At 64.9% G+C, this 13,052-nt stretch carries 15 protein-coding genes; 7 read left to right on the plus strand and 8 right to left on the minus strand.

Annotation, left to right across the window (positions count from 1 at the left end; genetic code table 11):
- The first annotated feature begins 150 nt into the window (after nt 1-150).
- A complete protein-coding gene (locus AAFG16_RS19325; RefSeq protein WP_283085887.1) occupies nt 151-2,391 on the plus strand; it encodes a DUF1522 domain-containing protein in 2,241 nt (746 codons plus the stop codon).
- 291 nt (nt 2,392-2,682) lie between these two features.
- The gene (gene flaF, locus AAFG16_RS19330; RefSeq protein ID WP_027560338.1) at nt 2,683-3,051 is read left to right on the plus strand and encodes a flagellar biosynthesis regulator FlaF; all 369 of its coding nucleotides are present in this window, start codon (nt 2,683-2,685) and stop codon (nt 3,049-3,051) included.
- 40 nt (nt 3,052-3,091) lie between these two features.
- Here the strand turns inward: flaF and AAFG16_RS19335 are convergent, their stop codons facing one another.
- From AAFG16_RS19335 to AAFG16_RS19350, 4 genes are all read right to left on the minus strand, one after another.
- A complete protein-coding gene (locus AAFG16_RS19335) occupies nt 3,092-3,451 on the minus strand; it encodes a hypothetical protein (RefSeq protein WP_283085888.1) in 360 nt (119 codons plus the stop codon).
- Between the two features lie 159 nt (nt 3,452-3,610).
- Complete coding sequence (locus AAFG16_RS19340; RefSeq protein ID WP_283085889.1) at nt 3,611-4,108, minus strand: hypothetical protein; 498 nt, start codon at nt 4,106-4,108, stop codon at nt 3,611-3,613.
- Between the two features lie 11 nt (nt 4,109-4,119).
- Entirely contained in the window at nt 4,120-4,491 is a 372-nt protein-coding gene (flgJ, locus tag AAFG16_RS19345) for a flagellar assembly peptidoglycan hydrolase FlgJ (protein WP_283085890.1), read from the minus strand.
- Nucleotides 4,491-5,615, minus strand: a complete 1,125-nt coding sequence (locus tag AAFG16_RS19350; protein ID WP_283085891.1) for a flagellar basal body P-ring protein FlgI — start codon at nt 5,613-5,615, stop codon at nt 4,491-4,493. Before AAFG16_RS19350 ends, flgJ begins: the two co-directional genes overlap by 1 nt.
- Before the next feature lie 284 nt (nt 5,616-5,899).
- On the opposite strand from AAFG16_RS19350, the gene AAFG16_RS19355 reads away from it, so the two are divergent.
- Nucleotides 5,900-6,313, plus strand: coding sequence for a flagellar assembly protein FliX (locus tag AAFG16_RS19355; RefSeq protein WP_283085892.1), 414 nt, complete (start codon nt 5,900-5,902; stop codon nt 6,311-6,313).
- 196 nt (nt 6,314-6,509) lie between these two features.
- On the opposite strand, the gene AAFG16_RS19360 is transcribed toward AAFG16_RS19355, so the two are convergent.
- Entirely contained in the window at nt 6,510-6,881 is a 372-nt protein-coding gene (locus tag AAFG16_RS19360; protein ID WP_283085893.1) for a helix-turn-helix domain-containing protein, read from the minus strand.
- 143 nt (nt 6,882-7,024) lie between these two features.
- Here AAFG16_RS19360 and AAFG16_RS19365 point away from each other — a divergent pair, with 143 nt between their 5' ends.
- Together AAFG16_RS19365 and dksA are read left to right on the plus strand one after the other, a co-directional pair.
- A complete protein-coding gene (locus tag AAFG16_RS19365) occupies nt 7,025-7,636 on the plus strand; it encodes an NAD(P)-dependent oxidoreductase (RefSeq protein ID WP_283085894.1) in 612 nt (203 codons plus the stop codon).
- Nucleotides 7,637-7,850: 214 nt separating this feature from the next.
- Complete coding sequence (dksA, locus tag AAFG16_RS19370) at nt 7,851-8,216, plus strand: RNA polymerase-binding protein DksA (protein ID WP_008554760.1); 366 nt, start codon at nt 7,851-7,853, stop codon at nt 8,214-8,216.
- A 284-nt stretch (nt 8,217-8,500) separates the two neighbouring features.
- Here the strand turns inward: dksA and AAFG16_RS19375 are convergent, their stop codons facing one another.
- Nucleotides 8,501-8,899 (minus strand): helix-turn-helix domain-containing protein, encoded by a 399-nt coding sequence (locus AAFG16_RS19375; protein WP_283085895.1) that lies wholly within the window; start codon nt 8,897-8,899, stop codon nt 8,501-8,503.
- A gap of 94 nt (nt 8,900-8,993) precedes the next feature.
- Here AAFG16_RS19375 and AAFG16_RS19380 point away from each other — a divergent pair, with 94 nt between their 5' ends.
- The gene (locus tag AAFG16_RS19380) at nt 8,994-10,022 is read left to right on the plus strand and encodes an aldehyde reductase (protein ID WP_342740231.1); all 1,029 of its coding nucleotides are present in this window, start codon (nt 8,994-8,996) and stop codon (nt 10,020-10,022) included.
- An 81-nt stretch (nt 10,023-10,103) separates the two neighbouring features.
- Complete coding sequence (locus AAFG16_RS19385) at nt 10,104-10,883, plus strand: fumarylacetoacetate hydrolase family protein (protein ID WP_283085897.1); 780 nt, start codon at nt 10,104-10,106, stop codon at nt 10,881-10,883.
- A 262-nt stretch (nt 10,884-11,145) separates the two neighbouring features.
- Here AAFG16_RS19385 and flgH read toward each other — a convergent pair whose 3' ends face one another.
- Nucleotides 11,146-11,907, minus strand: coding sequence for a flagellar basal body L-ring protein FlgH (gene flgH, locus AAFG16_RS19390; RefSeq protein ID WP_283085898.1), 762 nt, complete (start codon nt 11,905-11,907; stop codon nt 11,146-11,148).
- 3 nt (nt 11,908-11,910) lie between these two features.
- Nucleotides 11,911-13,050 (minus strand): flagellar basal body P-ring formation chaperone FlgA, encoded by a 1,140-nt coding sequence (flgA, locus tag AAFG16_RS19395; protein WP_342740232.1) that lies wholly within the window; start codon nt 13,048-13,050, stop codon nt 11,911-11,913.
- Nucleotides 13,051-13,052 lie beyond the last annotated feature (2 nt).

The raw sequence follows: 13,052 nt of genomic DNA on the forward strand, positions 1-13,052 counted from the left end.
CCGGGCCGGGAAGGGCGCTAACCCGGCATTAACCCTATCCCTTAAGTCGCCGTTAACCATACTTTAAAGGACAGCCCCTAAAACTCGACAAAAGCCCGCTTTCCAGATCGGCGAGCCCGATTCGTATCCGGTTCAAAAGGAAGACCGCCAATGTCCAACATCGTTCTCTCGGCGTCAGTTCGCCAGAACCTGTTGTCGCTGCAATCAACGGCCGACCTGCTCGCCACCACCCAGTCCCGACTGTCGACCGGCAAGAAGGTCAACACGGCGCTGGACAATCCGACCAACTTCTTCACAGCGCAGGGGCTGGACAACCGGGCGAGCGACATCAGCAATCTGCTCGACGGCATCAACAACGGTGTGCAGGTGCTTCAGGCGGCCAACACCGGCATCACCTCGCTGCAGAAGCTGATCGACAGCGCCAAGTCGATCGCCAACCAGGCGCTCCAGACCACGGTTGGCTACTCGACCAAGTCGAACATCTCGACCACGATCCCCGGCGCGACGCCGGCGGATCTGCGCGGCACCACGAGCTACACCTATGCGACGGCGACCGGCAACGTCGTCACCAACGGCACGGGCGGCGGTACGACTCCGATCACCGCTGCCACCACGCTCGGTGGCGTTTCGCAACCCCTGACCGGTAACGCCGCTCCCGACGGCGCGGGCACCGCAAATAGCCTTGCGCCGAATCTCAAATTGCTCGGTACGCCGAGCGCCGCCACCATCGCGGCGAACGGCGCGCCATCCGACGGCGATGTGCTGATTGTCGACGGCAAGACCATCACCTTCAGGGCCGGCGCAGCCCCTGCGGTCGCCAACGTTCCCGCCGGCTCCGGCAAGAACAACAACGTCGTCACCGACGGTAATGGCAACTCCACGGTTTACCTCGGAACAGCCGCCGCGCCGGCTGCCAACGTCCAGGACGTGATGGACGCGATCGATCTTGCAAGCGGCGTGCAGACCGCGGCGATCACGGGCGGCACCGCAACGCTGTCGACCTCCTCGGGCGCCAATGCCGCCATCGCCGGCGGCCAGCTCACCCTCACCACCGGCACCGGCGCCGATCTCAGCATCACAGGCAAGGCCGACTTCCTCAAGGCGCTGGGCCTGACCACCGCGACCGGCTCCGGCAATGTCAACGTGACCAAGGCGCGTCTGACCGCCCCGGCCACGCTGGGCACGCTGGTTCAGGATGGCTCCACGCTCAACGTCGACGGCAAGACAGTCACGTTCAAGAACGCGGCCGTCCCTGCTGCCGCGCCGACGGGGTCGACCAAGATCGGCAACATCGTGACCGACAACAACGGCAACTCCACCGTCTATCTGCAGGGCGCAACCGTTCAGGATTCGCTCAACGCGGTCGACCTGGCATCGGGCGCCGGCATCGTCAGCGCGGGCGCCGTGGTCGCGGCGAGCGGTTCATCGCTGTCCTCGGTCGTCAACGGCGCTCTCAAGCTCAGCACCGGTACCAACGCGGATCTGTCGATCACAGGGACGGGCAACGCGCTGTCCGCCTTCGGTCTGACCGGCGCGACCGGCACCGCAACCGCTTTCACCGCGGGGCGCGCGCCGGGACCGGGCAGCATCTCGGGCAAGACCTTGACCTTCACCTCCTTCAACGGAGGCAAGCCGGTCAACGTCACCTTCGGTGACGGCACCAACGGCACGGTCAAGACGCTCGACCAGCTCAACAACCAGCTTCAGGCCAACCACCTGACGGCGACGATCGACGCCAACGGCGTGCTCACGATCACCACCGTCAACGAATACGCGTCTTCGACGCTCGGCTCTGTGATCGCCGGCGGCGTCGTCGGCGGCACGATCACCGGCACGGTTGCCTTCACCACCGCGCAGCCGCCGATCCAGGATCCCGTGGCGCAGACGGCGCGCTCCAATCTGGTCAACCAGTTCAACAACATCCTGGCGCAGATCGACACCACCTCGCAGGACGCTTCGTTCAACGGCGTCAACCTGCTCAACGGCGACACGCTGAAGCTCGTCTTCAACGAGACGGGCAGCTCGACGCTCAGCATCAACGGCGTGGTGTTCAACGCGGCCGGCCTCGGCCTCAGCAACCTCGTCAACGGCGTCGACTTCATCGACAACGGTGCGACCAACAAGGTGCTGGCGAGCCTGAATGCGGCCTCGAGCACGCTGCGCTCGGAAGGGTCCGCGCTTGGCTCGAACCTCTCGATCGTGCAGGTGCGTCAGGACTTCTCGAAGAACCTGATCAACGTGCTGCAAACCGGCTCCTCCAACCTGACGCTCGCCGACACCAACGAGGAAGCGGCCAACAGCCAGGCGCTGTCGACCCGTCAGTCGATCGCAGTGTCCGCGCTGTCGCTTGCCAACCAGTCGCAGCAGAGCGTGCTGCAGCTGCTCCGCTAGTTTCGCGGCGCAAGAAATTGAATCTGAACGTCGCGGCGGGGCTGATGCTCCGCCGTTTTTATGGAGATCGCTAAGGCAGGATTAGCCGAGATCGATGCGCATCGTGCGAAGCGTGTTTACAGCGCGCATGTGCACATCTAGCTTCGCGATGACGAAGGACTCCGTGACCCGTAATAGTGCGGAGGGCTTCCAAGCAGACACGTAAGCAAATCTTAAGCGGTGCTGCCTAGGGTTGGGAAAGAAATCCTTAAGCGCGTTCAACGGGCTAGGTAAACCTCCAAGGTGTGATTGATGTCGAATTCCGCTGCCTCGGCTTACGCGCGTGTCGCAACGACCACTGCCTCTCCCCGGGACATCGAAGCGCAAACCCTGCTGAAGGCCGCCAACAAGCTTCAGGATGCCGTCAACAGCGCCGATCCGCTCAGCGAGCAGACCATGCAGGCGCTGATGTTCAATCGGAAGCTCTGGACGATCTTCCTCAGCGAGGCGATGCGCGACACCAATCCGCAACCGCTCGACGTCCGGCAGAAGATCGCCAACATCAGCGTGTTCGTGCTGAGCCAGACCGCCGCGCTCCAGATGAGCCCGCAGTTCGATCACTTCCGCCCGCTGATCGAGATCAACCGCAACATTGCCGCCGGCCTGTCCGGCCGTCCGTGAGGACGTGACGGCGTCGGCTATCGCCGACAGCCTGAGCCTGTCAGGCGCTGAGGTCCGTATTGAGCGGACGCGAGGGCTGGGCCTTCAGATCCTCCGCATGGAAATAGGCCCGCCGGCGCAGCATCGCCTCGTCGGGGAACTGGTTGACCACTGCGTCGGTCTTCTCGTTGACCACCTGAAAAACGAACGAGGCAGCCGCCTGGTCGAACACGACCTGGCGCGAGATGTTCTGATTGTTCGGAAGATCATTGCGCACGGCCGCGCTGGTATCGCTCGCGGCGACCGTCTGGCTCACCGGCAAATCAGTTTGCACGGCCTCGTTCGCCGCCGAATTCGACGTCGGGACGATCTGCGCGGGGGCCGGGATCCCCACCGGCCGGATGCTGAAATCTGTACTCATGGCAGCCTCCTGGTTGCCTTGCGTGAGTCAAATCCCAACCCCTCTCAATACGCAACCATGGAACACCAGGATTGAAGACCTGGTAAGCAAACGTGCCTAACCGCGCGACGATATTGCCGCGCGGTTTTTCGTAAAATTGTCGGTTGTTGTTGCGCGCGCTCAGAGCGAGCGGCTGACCGCGAGCGGCGTGATGTGGCGCGGGCCGGGAGCGGCGCGGCGCCCTGCGGCTGTATAGGTGTTCGGGACGTTGCGCTTCTGGATCTCGGCATTGACGCCGCGCACGACGCTCTCGGAGACCGCATGTGCGGTCGCAAGCACCGTGAGATTGACCTGGAGCATGGCGCGGAACGCATCGTGGTGGCGATGCAGCGTCGAGAGCAGCTCGGGCGCGGATTTGGCGAGCTGGGCCTGGTTCGCCTTGAGGTCGCTGACGGCGCCGACATAATTGCGCGACAGCTCTTGCTTCCTGCTCTCGAGCGTCATCGCTTCGCGCACCTGGCCGGCACGGACGAGCTCGGTCTCGCGTTCGATCAGGCCGAGCAGGGCGTTCATCGCATCCATCAGATTCTCGGCGAGCTTGCGCGCTTCGGCGCTGCCGGGCGCGGTGTTCGGGCGCTGAGCTTGCATCGGCTGACGTGCGGCGGTGAACTGGTTCATCTCGTTTGACCTTATGCCGTGCGGATGGTTTTCGCCTGCTGCATGATCAGGGTGCGGTAGACCTCGGTGGCGACACCGACGCCGCCGGCCTTGGCGAAGTTCTTGGAATATTGCTCGGTCAGCATCGAGCGCCACACCCCGGTGCCCGGCGTGTCGCCGAACGGGCCTTCGCCCTTCAGGCCCGAGGTCATCTGCGAGAACATGCTGTTGAGGAACATCGCCTCGAAATCGGTGGCGGTCTTCTGCGCCTTGGCCTGCTGCTGCGGCGAGACCTTCTGCAGCGCGGCGGCGAGTTCGAAGTCGGGGCGGCCGTCGCGGCTCTCGACGGAGAAGGCCGGGGAGTACGTGGTGAGCTGCGGGGTCTTGATCGTGCTCGTCTGCATCACATCACCTCGATGTCGGCTTCGATCGCGCCGGCGGCCTTGATCGCCTGGAGGATGCTGATGAGATCGCGCGGGCCGATGCCGAGGCCGTTGAGGCCGTCGACGAGCTGCTGGAGCGAGACGCCGTCCTTGACGAGGGCGAGCTTCCTGCCGTCCTCGGTGACGGAAACGCTGCTGCGCGGCGCGACCACGGTGCGGCCGCGCGATAGCGGGTTGGGCTGGCTGACCTGCGGGCTTTCCGAGATCGTGACCGTGAGGTTGCCCTGCGCTACCGCGACGGTGGCGACGCGGACGTCGCGGCCCATCACGATGATGCCGCTGCGTTCGTCGATGATGATCTTGGCCGCGAGATCCGGGTCGACCTGGAGCTGCTCGATCTCGGTGAGAAAGGCGACGACGTTGCCCTTGAACTCCGGCGGGATCGAAAGCTGTACCGTCGAGGGATCGATCGGCTCGGCGGTCTTGACGCCGAGATAGTCGTTGATCGCTGCTGCGATCCGCTTGGCGGTGGTGAAGTCGGCATTGCGCAGCGCCAGGCGCACGTTCGGCAGCCGGTTGAGCGCGAACTCGATCTCGCGCTCGATGATGGCGCCGTTGGCGATGCGGCCCACGGTCGGCACGCCGCGCACGATCTTTGCAGCTTCGCCCTCGGCCTGGAAGCCGGAGATCGCAAGCGAGCCCTGTGCCACCGCATAGACGTTGCCGTCGGCACCGAGCAGGGGGGTGACGAGGAGGGTGCCGCCCTGGAGGTTCTTGGCATCGCCGAGCGCGGAGACGGTGACGTCCATGCGCGTGCCCTGCGTGGCGAAGGCCGGCAGATTGCCCGTGACCATCACCGCGGCGACGTTGCCGGTGCGGATGGTGGCGCCGCGGATGTTGACGCCCATGCGCTCGAGCATCGCTTGCAGCGACTGCTTGGTGAAGGGGATGTTGTTGAGCGTGTCGCCGGTGCCGTTGAGGCCGACGACGAGGCCGTAGCCGATGAGCTGGTTCTGCCGCACGCCTTCGATGTTGGCGAGGTCCTTGATGCGCGAGGTCGCAGCCGCCGAACTGACCGACAGCGCCAGCGCCGACAGCGCGGCGCAGGCCGCCCCAACAATCCTCACCCAACGAACGCCTGGCATCCTCTGCTCCCCAAGGCCCCTCTAAAAGCCTCCTCAAATCGAAGGACCTTCTGCGACACTCCCATGACGAGCTGGTCCGTCGCTTTCCTTGCGAGCGTTGTGCCAACCCAGGGCAGTGGAACTAGATCGCTGAATAGGTTGAATAAATCTGTTTCGACCGGCGTCAGCGGCCGTTGTCCCTGAGGAGCGAAACTGCCGTGTGGCGGCAGATTTTGCCGGGCTGTTTACGACCCGTTAACCATAAAACAGCGAAGGTGAGGCATCGATCACCCGGATTGCTTCCGATGCGCATCTATGGACCGAACGGCACCACGCTTGGAGCGCCGGCCAGCCAGGCCAGGCGAACGAGTTCGGGCACCTTCGTGCTGCCCGACACCTCGTCGGCGCAGGAGACGCGGAGTGCCGCCGCACCGAAGGCCGCCGCCAATATCGACGCGCTGATCGCACTGCAAGGCATCGAGGAGGATCCGGTCGAGCGTCGCAAGCGCTCGGTCGCCCGCGGCAAGACTGCGCTCGACGTGCTCGACGATCTCAAGATGGGGCTTCTCTCCGGTAATCTCGACGGGTCCACCGTGATGCGTCTGCGCGATGCGGCGGCGAATTTGAAATCGTCGTCCGGCGACGCCGGTCTCGATGCCGTGCTTGCCGAGATCGAGCTGCGCGTCGAGGTCGAACTGGCCAAGGCCGGGCAGGCCTGACCGTTATCCGTCACCCCCGCGCAACGGCGAAGCCGTTGTCGCCTGAGGTGGCCGCTTCTTCAGCGGCCCTCGAAGGGCGACGGCCCGGCTGAAGCATCTCGGCCGTACATCCTTCGAGGCTCCCGGCGTGATGCGTTGCATCGCGCCACTCGCACCTCAGGATAACGGGACTTCTATAAGCGTTTTTCACACGCGCCTACGCCGCTTCATCCTTCAGCTGCGCGTCGTAGCGGCGCTGGGCGGCGAGCACGTCTTTCAGATTCTGTTCGGCCCAATCACGCAGCGGATCGACCGCGGCGGCGAGAGTAATGCCGAGCTGCGTGATCGAATACTCGACCGTCACCGGCACGGTCGCGATGGCGTGGCGCCTGATCAGGCCGTCGCGTTCGAGCGATTTGAGAACCTGGCTCAGCATCTTCTGCGAAATGCCTTCAATCGTCCGGCGCAACTGATTGAAACGCATCGGCTCCTCGCGCAGCAGCAACAGGATCAGCACCGCCCATTTGTCGCCGACGCGATCGAGGATCCGGCGCGTGGGGCAGTTCGCTGCATAGACGTCGGGTTTCATCGTCGGGGTCCTCAGCTCGATTTCCGTTCCGGCGGTTACGCGGGTTACTCCGGCGTAATCAGGTAAGCACAAAGTGCTCTCTTAACACCAGCATTCTTTGCGATATCTAGTCACCGATAGTTACTAAAGCAAAGGAGTCTCCCATGAAAATCGCAGTCGCCGGCGCCTCGGGCCGGGCCGGATCGGACATCACCAAGGAACTGTCCCGCCGCGGCCACGCGGTCACGGCCATCGCCCGCAATCCCGAGAAGATCGCGGTCCTGCCCAACGTCACGCCCATCAAGGGCGACGTGCTCGACCAGGCCGGCCTCGCCACGCTGTGGGCAGGGCATGACGTCGCTGTCAGTTCCGTGCACTTCCTCGCCAGCGACCCGCTCAAGCTGATCGGCGCAGCGAAGCAGTCCGGCGTGGGCCGTTACCTCGTCGTCGGTGGCGCCGGCAGCCTGGAGGTCGCTCCTGGCGTGAAGCTAGTCACAACCCCCGGTTTTCCGGCCCAGTACAAGGCCGAGGCCGAAAAGGGTTCCGAGTTCCTGGACCTGCTGCGGCAGGAGAAGGACCTGAACTGGACCTTCATCTCGCCGTCGGCGCTGTTCGTCGAGGGGGAGCGCACGGGCAAGTTCCGGCTCGGGACCGATCAGCTTCTCGCAGATGCGAACGGGAAAAGCTGGATCACCTTCGCCGACTACGCCATTGCGCTCGCGGACGAGATCGAGCGCCCAGCCCATCTGAGGCAGCGCTTCACGGTCGGCTACTAGGCCTTCGGCCGCTTCCACGCCCTGCAGGATAAACCTTCCTGTGCAAGGGCTTGGGAGCGGCGCCTGGGCGATCAGGACAATATTGTCTGTCACAGGAGGCCACTATATAAGGCCCGGCTCAACGGACCCGTTTCCGTTGCGAGTCGTTGCTTAGACAGATAGGCCGCCCTTGGAAAAGTTGAAAAACTACCGACCGACCGAAAAAGAGCCTTTCATGAACGACCGGCAGAAGGAGTACTTCCGTTTGAAGCTCCTCGCCTGGAAGGATGAGATCCTCAAAGAGTCCAAGCTCACCCTGCAAGCCTTGCAGGAGGAGAACGTCAACCACCCCGATCTTGCCGATCGGGCATCGTCCGAAACCGACCGCGCCATCGAACTCCGTGCCCGCGACCGCCAGCGCAAGTTGATCGCCAAGATCGACGCCGCGCTCCAGCGCATCGAGGACAACACCTACGGCTATTGCGAGGACACCGGCGAACCGATCTCTTTGAAGCGGCTCGAAGCCCGGCCCATCGCGACGCTCTCGGTGGAAGCGCAGGAGCGCCACGAGAAACGCGAGAAGGTCTACCGCGACGAATAGAGTCCGAGCCGCAGAGTTGCGGCTCTTTGATTTTGGGACGCAAGGCGCCGTTTCGCGCCGGGATCAGCATTTTGCCTGTCGCCTGCGGCCGCGCGCTTCAACGCGCGAGCGCAATCGCGAAAAGTGAATCGTGATCAATGGGCTAGAGTCGATTCCTCCGAGCTCACGTGAGTTCGGATGAGAAACAGCCTTCACTTCAGGTGGGGGAAGATTTTGCGAGTCGCATCAACGGGATCGACTCGAAGATTGCGCCGCTGATCGATCTGCATCACGCATCGCTGCAATCAGGCCTGTCGCGACGCCGCAAGGCGCGCGTCGCCATAGAGTCTGGACCAGCTCAATATTTCCTTAAACGCCGGCAATAGGCCGTAAGCCGCATCCGTCAGCTCGTACTCGACCCTTAAGGGTTTTCCCGCAAAGACGGTGCGTGACACGAGACCGTCCTGCTCGAGCTCGCGCAGTTGCGTCGTCAGCATGTGCTGGGTGATGCCGCCGATCGATCGCCGCAACGCACCGAAACGAACCGTGCCGTTCATCAGCGCGAACAGGATCTCCAGCTTCCACTTGCCGCCGAGGGCATGGATGGCCCGCTTGAAGTCGGCGAGCAAAGCAGGGTCCGGGCTGCAATCGCAGTGGCCGTCGCAAACGCTGGTCAGGTTTTCCATACCGGTCTCGAAATCCATTCTACTTGTTCCCTTCCGAGATAGTGACCAGATGCGGACCTGGCAGGGCCATGGCGAACCAATTCGCCGGCCGGCGCAACGAGGGAATTTGGCAATGAGCACTGTTCTGGTCACCGGCGGCTCGGGCTTTGTCGGAGTCCATGTCGTCCTGCAATTGATGGCGACCGGCCATACGGTGCGGACGACGGTGCGCCGGCCGGACCGACGGGACGACGTGCTGGCGATGCTCCGCGAGGGCGGGGCGGCAGCGCCGGAGAGCCTGTCCTTCTTCACCGCCGACCTCACCGCGGACGACGGTTGGCGCGAGGCCGTCGCCGGCTGCGATTACGTGCTTCATGTCGCCTCGCCCCTGTCGACCAGTGTTCCCAAGGACGAGAACGAGATGATCATCCCCGCCCGCGACGGCACGCTGCGGGTGCTGCGCGCGGCGCGCGAGGCCGGCGTCAAGCGGGTCGTCATCACCTCTTCGCTGGGTGCGATCGGCTACGGCCATCCGCCACGCGAAAAACCGTTCGACGAGACCGACTGGACCAATCTCACAGGCAGCGACGTGCAGCCCTACATCAAGTCCAAGACCCTGGCCGAGCGGGCGGCCTGGGATTTCGTCGCGCGCGAGGGCGGCGGGCTCGAACTGTCGGTGGTCAATCCCGCGGGCATTTTGGGTCCCGTGCTGGGGCCGGACTTCTCCGGCTCGATCGAGATCGTGAAATCGCTGCTCGACGGCGCCATGCCGGCGGTGCCGCGGGTCTATTTTGGCGTGGTCGATGTGCGCGACGTCGCCGATTTGCACCTGCGGGCGATGACGGCGCCCGAAGCGAAGGGCGAGCGCTTCATCGCGGTCTCCGGCGAGACGATGTCGATCCTGGACATCGGCAAGGTATTGCGGCGGGAACTCGGACCGCGGGCGCGGCGGGTTCCGCGGCTCCAGGCCCCGGACTGGCTGGTGCGGCTGGCGGCAACCCGGGTCCCGCTGCTGCGCGCCGTGGTTCCGATGCTTGGACGTGTCAGGCATTCCACCAGCGCCAAGGCGAGGTCGGTGCTGGGCTGGCAGCCCCGCTCGAACGACGAGGCGATCCTCGCCACAGCCGAAAGCCTGATCCGGCTCGACCTGGTCAAGGGTTGAGGTCGCCCGGGCACGCTTGTCACGCCACGGCGGGGATGCTGAAGTGCCGTCCTCGATTGGGTAGCGTGGGAGACGGCGCCGATGGACAAGATTCTCGCAGGCGCAAAGGCGATCGCGCTGGCGCGCCGCAACCATGCGCCGCTCGCGGCGCTGGAGCGTCCTCCAGCCGACGAGGCCGAGGGCTACCGGGTCCAGCGGGCGCTGCACGATCTGCTGCTGCCGCATGTCGGGCCGCTGGTCGGCTACAAGATCGGCTGCACCAGCCAGGTGATGCAGGACTATATCGGCATCCCGCACCCTTGCGGCGGCGGCGTGTTCGAGAAGGGTGTGCATGACAGCGGCGCGAAGCTCGCCGCCAAAGATTATGTCCGCGTCGGCGTCGAATGCGAGATCGCGGTGCGGCTGCAGCGCGACCTCGCCGCCGGCGAGGCGCCGTTCACGGCCGAATGGGTCGGCGAGGCGGTCGAGGCCTATCAACCCGCGATCGAGATCGTCGACGACCGCTATGTGAAGTGGGAAACGATGGGCGCGCCAACGCTGATCGCCGACGACTTCTTCGCCGCCGGCTGCGTGCTCGGCGAGGCGGTGCCGCGCTCGTCGGTGCCGGACTTGAAAGCGGTCAAGGGCCGCGCCATCGTCAACGGCGAAGAGGTCAGCCACGGCACCGGCGCCGACGTGCTCGGCCATCCCCACAACGCGCTCGCCTGGCTCGCCAACCATCTCGCCGCGGAAGGCAAGGGTTTGCATGCGGGGCAGCTCGTTCTGACCGGAAGCCTCGTGAAGACGCTGTGGCTGAAAGCCGGCGACAAGGTGCGGATGGAGCTGGATGGGCTGGGCGTGGTGGAGGCGGAGTTTACGTGAGCTCTCCGCGTCCTCATTGCGAGGAGCGAAGCGACGAAGCAATCCAGAGTCCTTCCGCGGCGGCAGTCTGGATTGCTTCGCTGCGCTCGCAATGACGGAGTGCGGGGCCTGCGGCGTCGCTACAATTGCGCGGACCTGATGCGCTGATACAGCCGCTCGCCAAAAACACATGCGGCCCTCGCCAGGGGAGCTAGCGAGGGCCGCGTAGTACACCGTCGTTCGCGCCTAGGTTCGCGAACACGATGTGGGAGCTCGGGAGAGATTAGAAGGGCAGCAGCACGTCCATGACTTGCTGGCCGTAGCGCGGCTGCTGCACGTCCGTGATCTGGCCGCGGCCGCCATAGGCGATGCGGGCTTGTGCGATCTTCGTGGAGTCGATGGTGTTGTCGCTCTGGATGTCTTCGGGGCGGACGATGCCTGCGACCACGAGCTCGCGGATCTCGTAGTTGACGCGGATCTCCTGCTTGCCTTCCACCACGAGGTTGCCGTTCGGCAGCACCTGGGTGACCACCGCGGCGACGTTGGTCTGCAGGGCTTCCGTGCGGTTGACCGAGCCTTTGCCGTCGCTGGAGGCGGTGGAGTCGGCGGTGAGGATGCGGCCCGGCAGGATCTTGTGCGCCTGCGTGATGGTCTGCGCGCCGATGAAGTCGCTGATGCCCGAATTTTCCGAGTTGGTGCGGCTGCGCTGGGTCTCGTTGGCAATGTTGGCCTTGTCGGTGATGTTCACGGTCACGGTGAGCAGGTCGCCGATCTGGTGGGCGCGCTGGTCCTTGAAGAAGGCGCGGCTGCCGTTGCGCCACAGCGAGTTCGGATTGTAGGAGGCGACTTCCGGCTTCGGCATCGGCATCTGCACCGGCTTGTAGCCGGGCTGCGTCGTCGGATTGTCGATCGCGGACAATTTCGGCTGCTCGCCGATCTGCGACAGGCGGTCGATCGAAGAGCAGCCGCCCAGCGCGCTGGCTGCCAGCAGCAGGGCGGAGATCGCGATGCGACGAAGACGGGAAGCCGAACTGAACGAGGACATGACTTACTCTGACTTGGCTGGAGCTTGCGAGACGCGAGTTTGCGGGATCTGGGCTTGTGCGATCTGAGCCTGCGATGCGGGGGCCTGGACCAGGTTCCGGACCAGAGCTGCAGTGTCGACGGGTGCGGGCGCTTCGTCCCGCTTCAGCGAGGAGGTCTGCTCGACCGCAGGCGCCATCGGCGCGGACTGGCTGGCACCCTGGACCGTCACCTGGCCGCGGCCGGTGACGATTCCGGTCAGGGTGCGCTTGGTCTGGAGGTTGAGGACGCTGACGATGTCGCCCTCGGCGCCGCTCTCGATCGCCTTGCCGCGGGTGGTGAGATAGATCCCGGGGACCTGGTAGATGACGGTGACGCTCTGGTCGCGCTGCACGAAGTCGGGCTTGACGATGTCGGCGACGCGGATCGGCGTGCCCGCGCGCATCGGCCGGCGCAGCTGCATGCCGATGGTGCGTTCGCGCGAGGCAGGCTCGCCGGTGACTTCCGCCTTGGGCCGGCGTTCCAGCGAGATGTCGGAGGATTTGAGCAGGTCGGCGCGATCGATGTCGCGCGTCAGCACGGCCACTTCCACCGTCTCGATCGCGGTGCCGGTGAAGCGCAGCTTGGTCGGCGTGGAATTGCTGTCGTTGCTGACTTCGAAGGCGATGTCGAAACGGCCGCTGCGAGCGTCGTAGCGCGTCGCCACCGGCTGGAGCGCGCCGGTGCTCGAGGCATCCAGCCGCATGTCGGAGACGCCGCGGTCGAAGGTGACCGCGATGTTGGCGGCATCCCCAAGGCCGAAGCGGCGCTCGAGCGCGGAGGCGACCGCGGTCTCGAGATCCTTGCTCGCGAGCGTGCGGGCGAGGCGGGTGACCTGGACCTCCTTGATGTCGCCGGTCATCACGCCGATCACCTGCTTGGCGCGGAGCACGCTCAGCACCTGGGCGACCGGCAGCGCACCGGTGGTGCCGAGATCGGGCGAGCGGTAGACCGGGGTCAGCGCGGCCGAGCCGGCATTGTCGATGAGGTCGCCGACCCGCACCACGTCCGAGGTCACGGTGACGCTGGCGCGCAGCGTCGGCGCGGCAATGACGTCGTCGGCGGCTTGCGCCGGCAGGGCCAGCACCAGCAGGGCGGAGATCGTGGCGAGTGTGGTGCGGATCATCG

This window comes from Bradyrhizobium sp. B117 (assembly GCF_038969555.1).
Classification (GTDB): domain Bacteria; phylum Pseudomonadota; class Alphaproteobacteria; order Rhizobiales; family Xanthobacteraceae; genus Bradyrhizobium.

What these genes read in the sequence shown, in the direction of transcription:
- flgJ (WP_283085890.1), bottom strand. Translation starts at nt 4,491, where the DNA reads ATGCAGACGAGCACGATCAAGACCCCGCAGCTCACCACGTACTCCCCG.
- AAFG16_RS19355 (WP_283085892.1), top strand. Translation starts at nt 5,900, where the DNA reads ATGCGCATCTATGGACCGAACGGCACCACGCTTGGAGCGCCGGCCAGC.
- AAFG16_RS19350 (WP_283085891.1), bottom strand. Translation starts at nt 5,615, where the DNA reads ATGCCAGGCGTTCGTTGGGTGAGGATTGTTGGGGCGGCCTGCGCCGCG.
- AAFG16_RS19325 (WP_283085887.1), top strand. Translation starts at nt 151, where the DNA reads ATGTCCAACATCGTTCTCTCGGCGTCAGTTCGCCAGAACCTGTTGTCG.
- AAFG16_RS19385 (WP_283085897.1), top strand. Translation starts at nt 10,104, where the DNA reads ATGGACAAGATTCTCGCAGGCGCAAAGGCGATCGCGCTGGCGCGCCGC.
- flaF (WP_027560338.1), top strand. Translation starts at nt 2,683, where the DNA reads ATGTCGAATTCCGCTGCCTCGGCTTACGCGCGTGTCGCAACGACCACT.
- dksA (WP_008554760.1), top strand. Translation starts at nt 7,851, where the DNA reads ATGAACGACCGGCAGAAGGAGTACTTCCGTTTGAAGCTCCTCGCCTGG.
- AAFG16_RS19365 (WP_283085894.1), top strand. Translation starts at nt 7,025, where the DNA reads ATGAAAATCGCAGTCGCCGGCGCCTCGGGCCGGGCCGGATCGGACATC.
- AAFG16_RS19360 (WP_283085893.1), bottom strand. Translation starts at nt 6,881, where the DNA reads ATGAAACCCGACGTCTATGCAGCGAACTGCCCCACGCGCCGGATCCTC.
- AAFG16_RS19375 (WP_283085895.1), bottom strand. Translation starts at nt 8,899, where the DNA reads ATGGATTTCGAGACCGGTATGGAAAACCTGACCAGCGTTTGCGACGGC.
- flgH (WP_283085898.1), bottom strand. Translation starts at nt 11,907, where the DNA reads ATGTCCTCGTTCAGTTCGGCTTCCCGTCTTCGTCGCATCGCGATCTCC.
- AAFG16_RS19380 (WP_342740231.1), top strand. Translation starts at nt 8,994, where the DNA reads ATGAGCACTGTTCTGGTCACCGGCGGCTCGGGCTTTGTCGGAGTCCAT.
- AAFG16_RS19340 (WP_283085889.1), bottom strand. Translation starts at nt 4,108, where the DNA reads ATGAACCAGTTCACCGCCGCACGTCAGCCGATGCAAGCTCAGCGCCCG.
- AAFG16_RS19335 (WP_283085888.1), bottom strand. Translation starts at nt 3,451, where the DNA reads ATGAGTACAGATTTCAGCATCCGGCCGGTGGGGATCCCGGCCCCCGCG.
- flgA (WP_342740232.1), bottom strand. Translation starts at nt 13,050, where the DNA reads ATGATCCGCACCACACTCGCCACGATCTCCGCCCTGCTGGTGCTGGCC.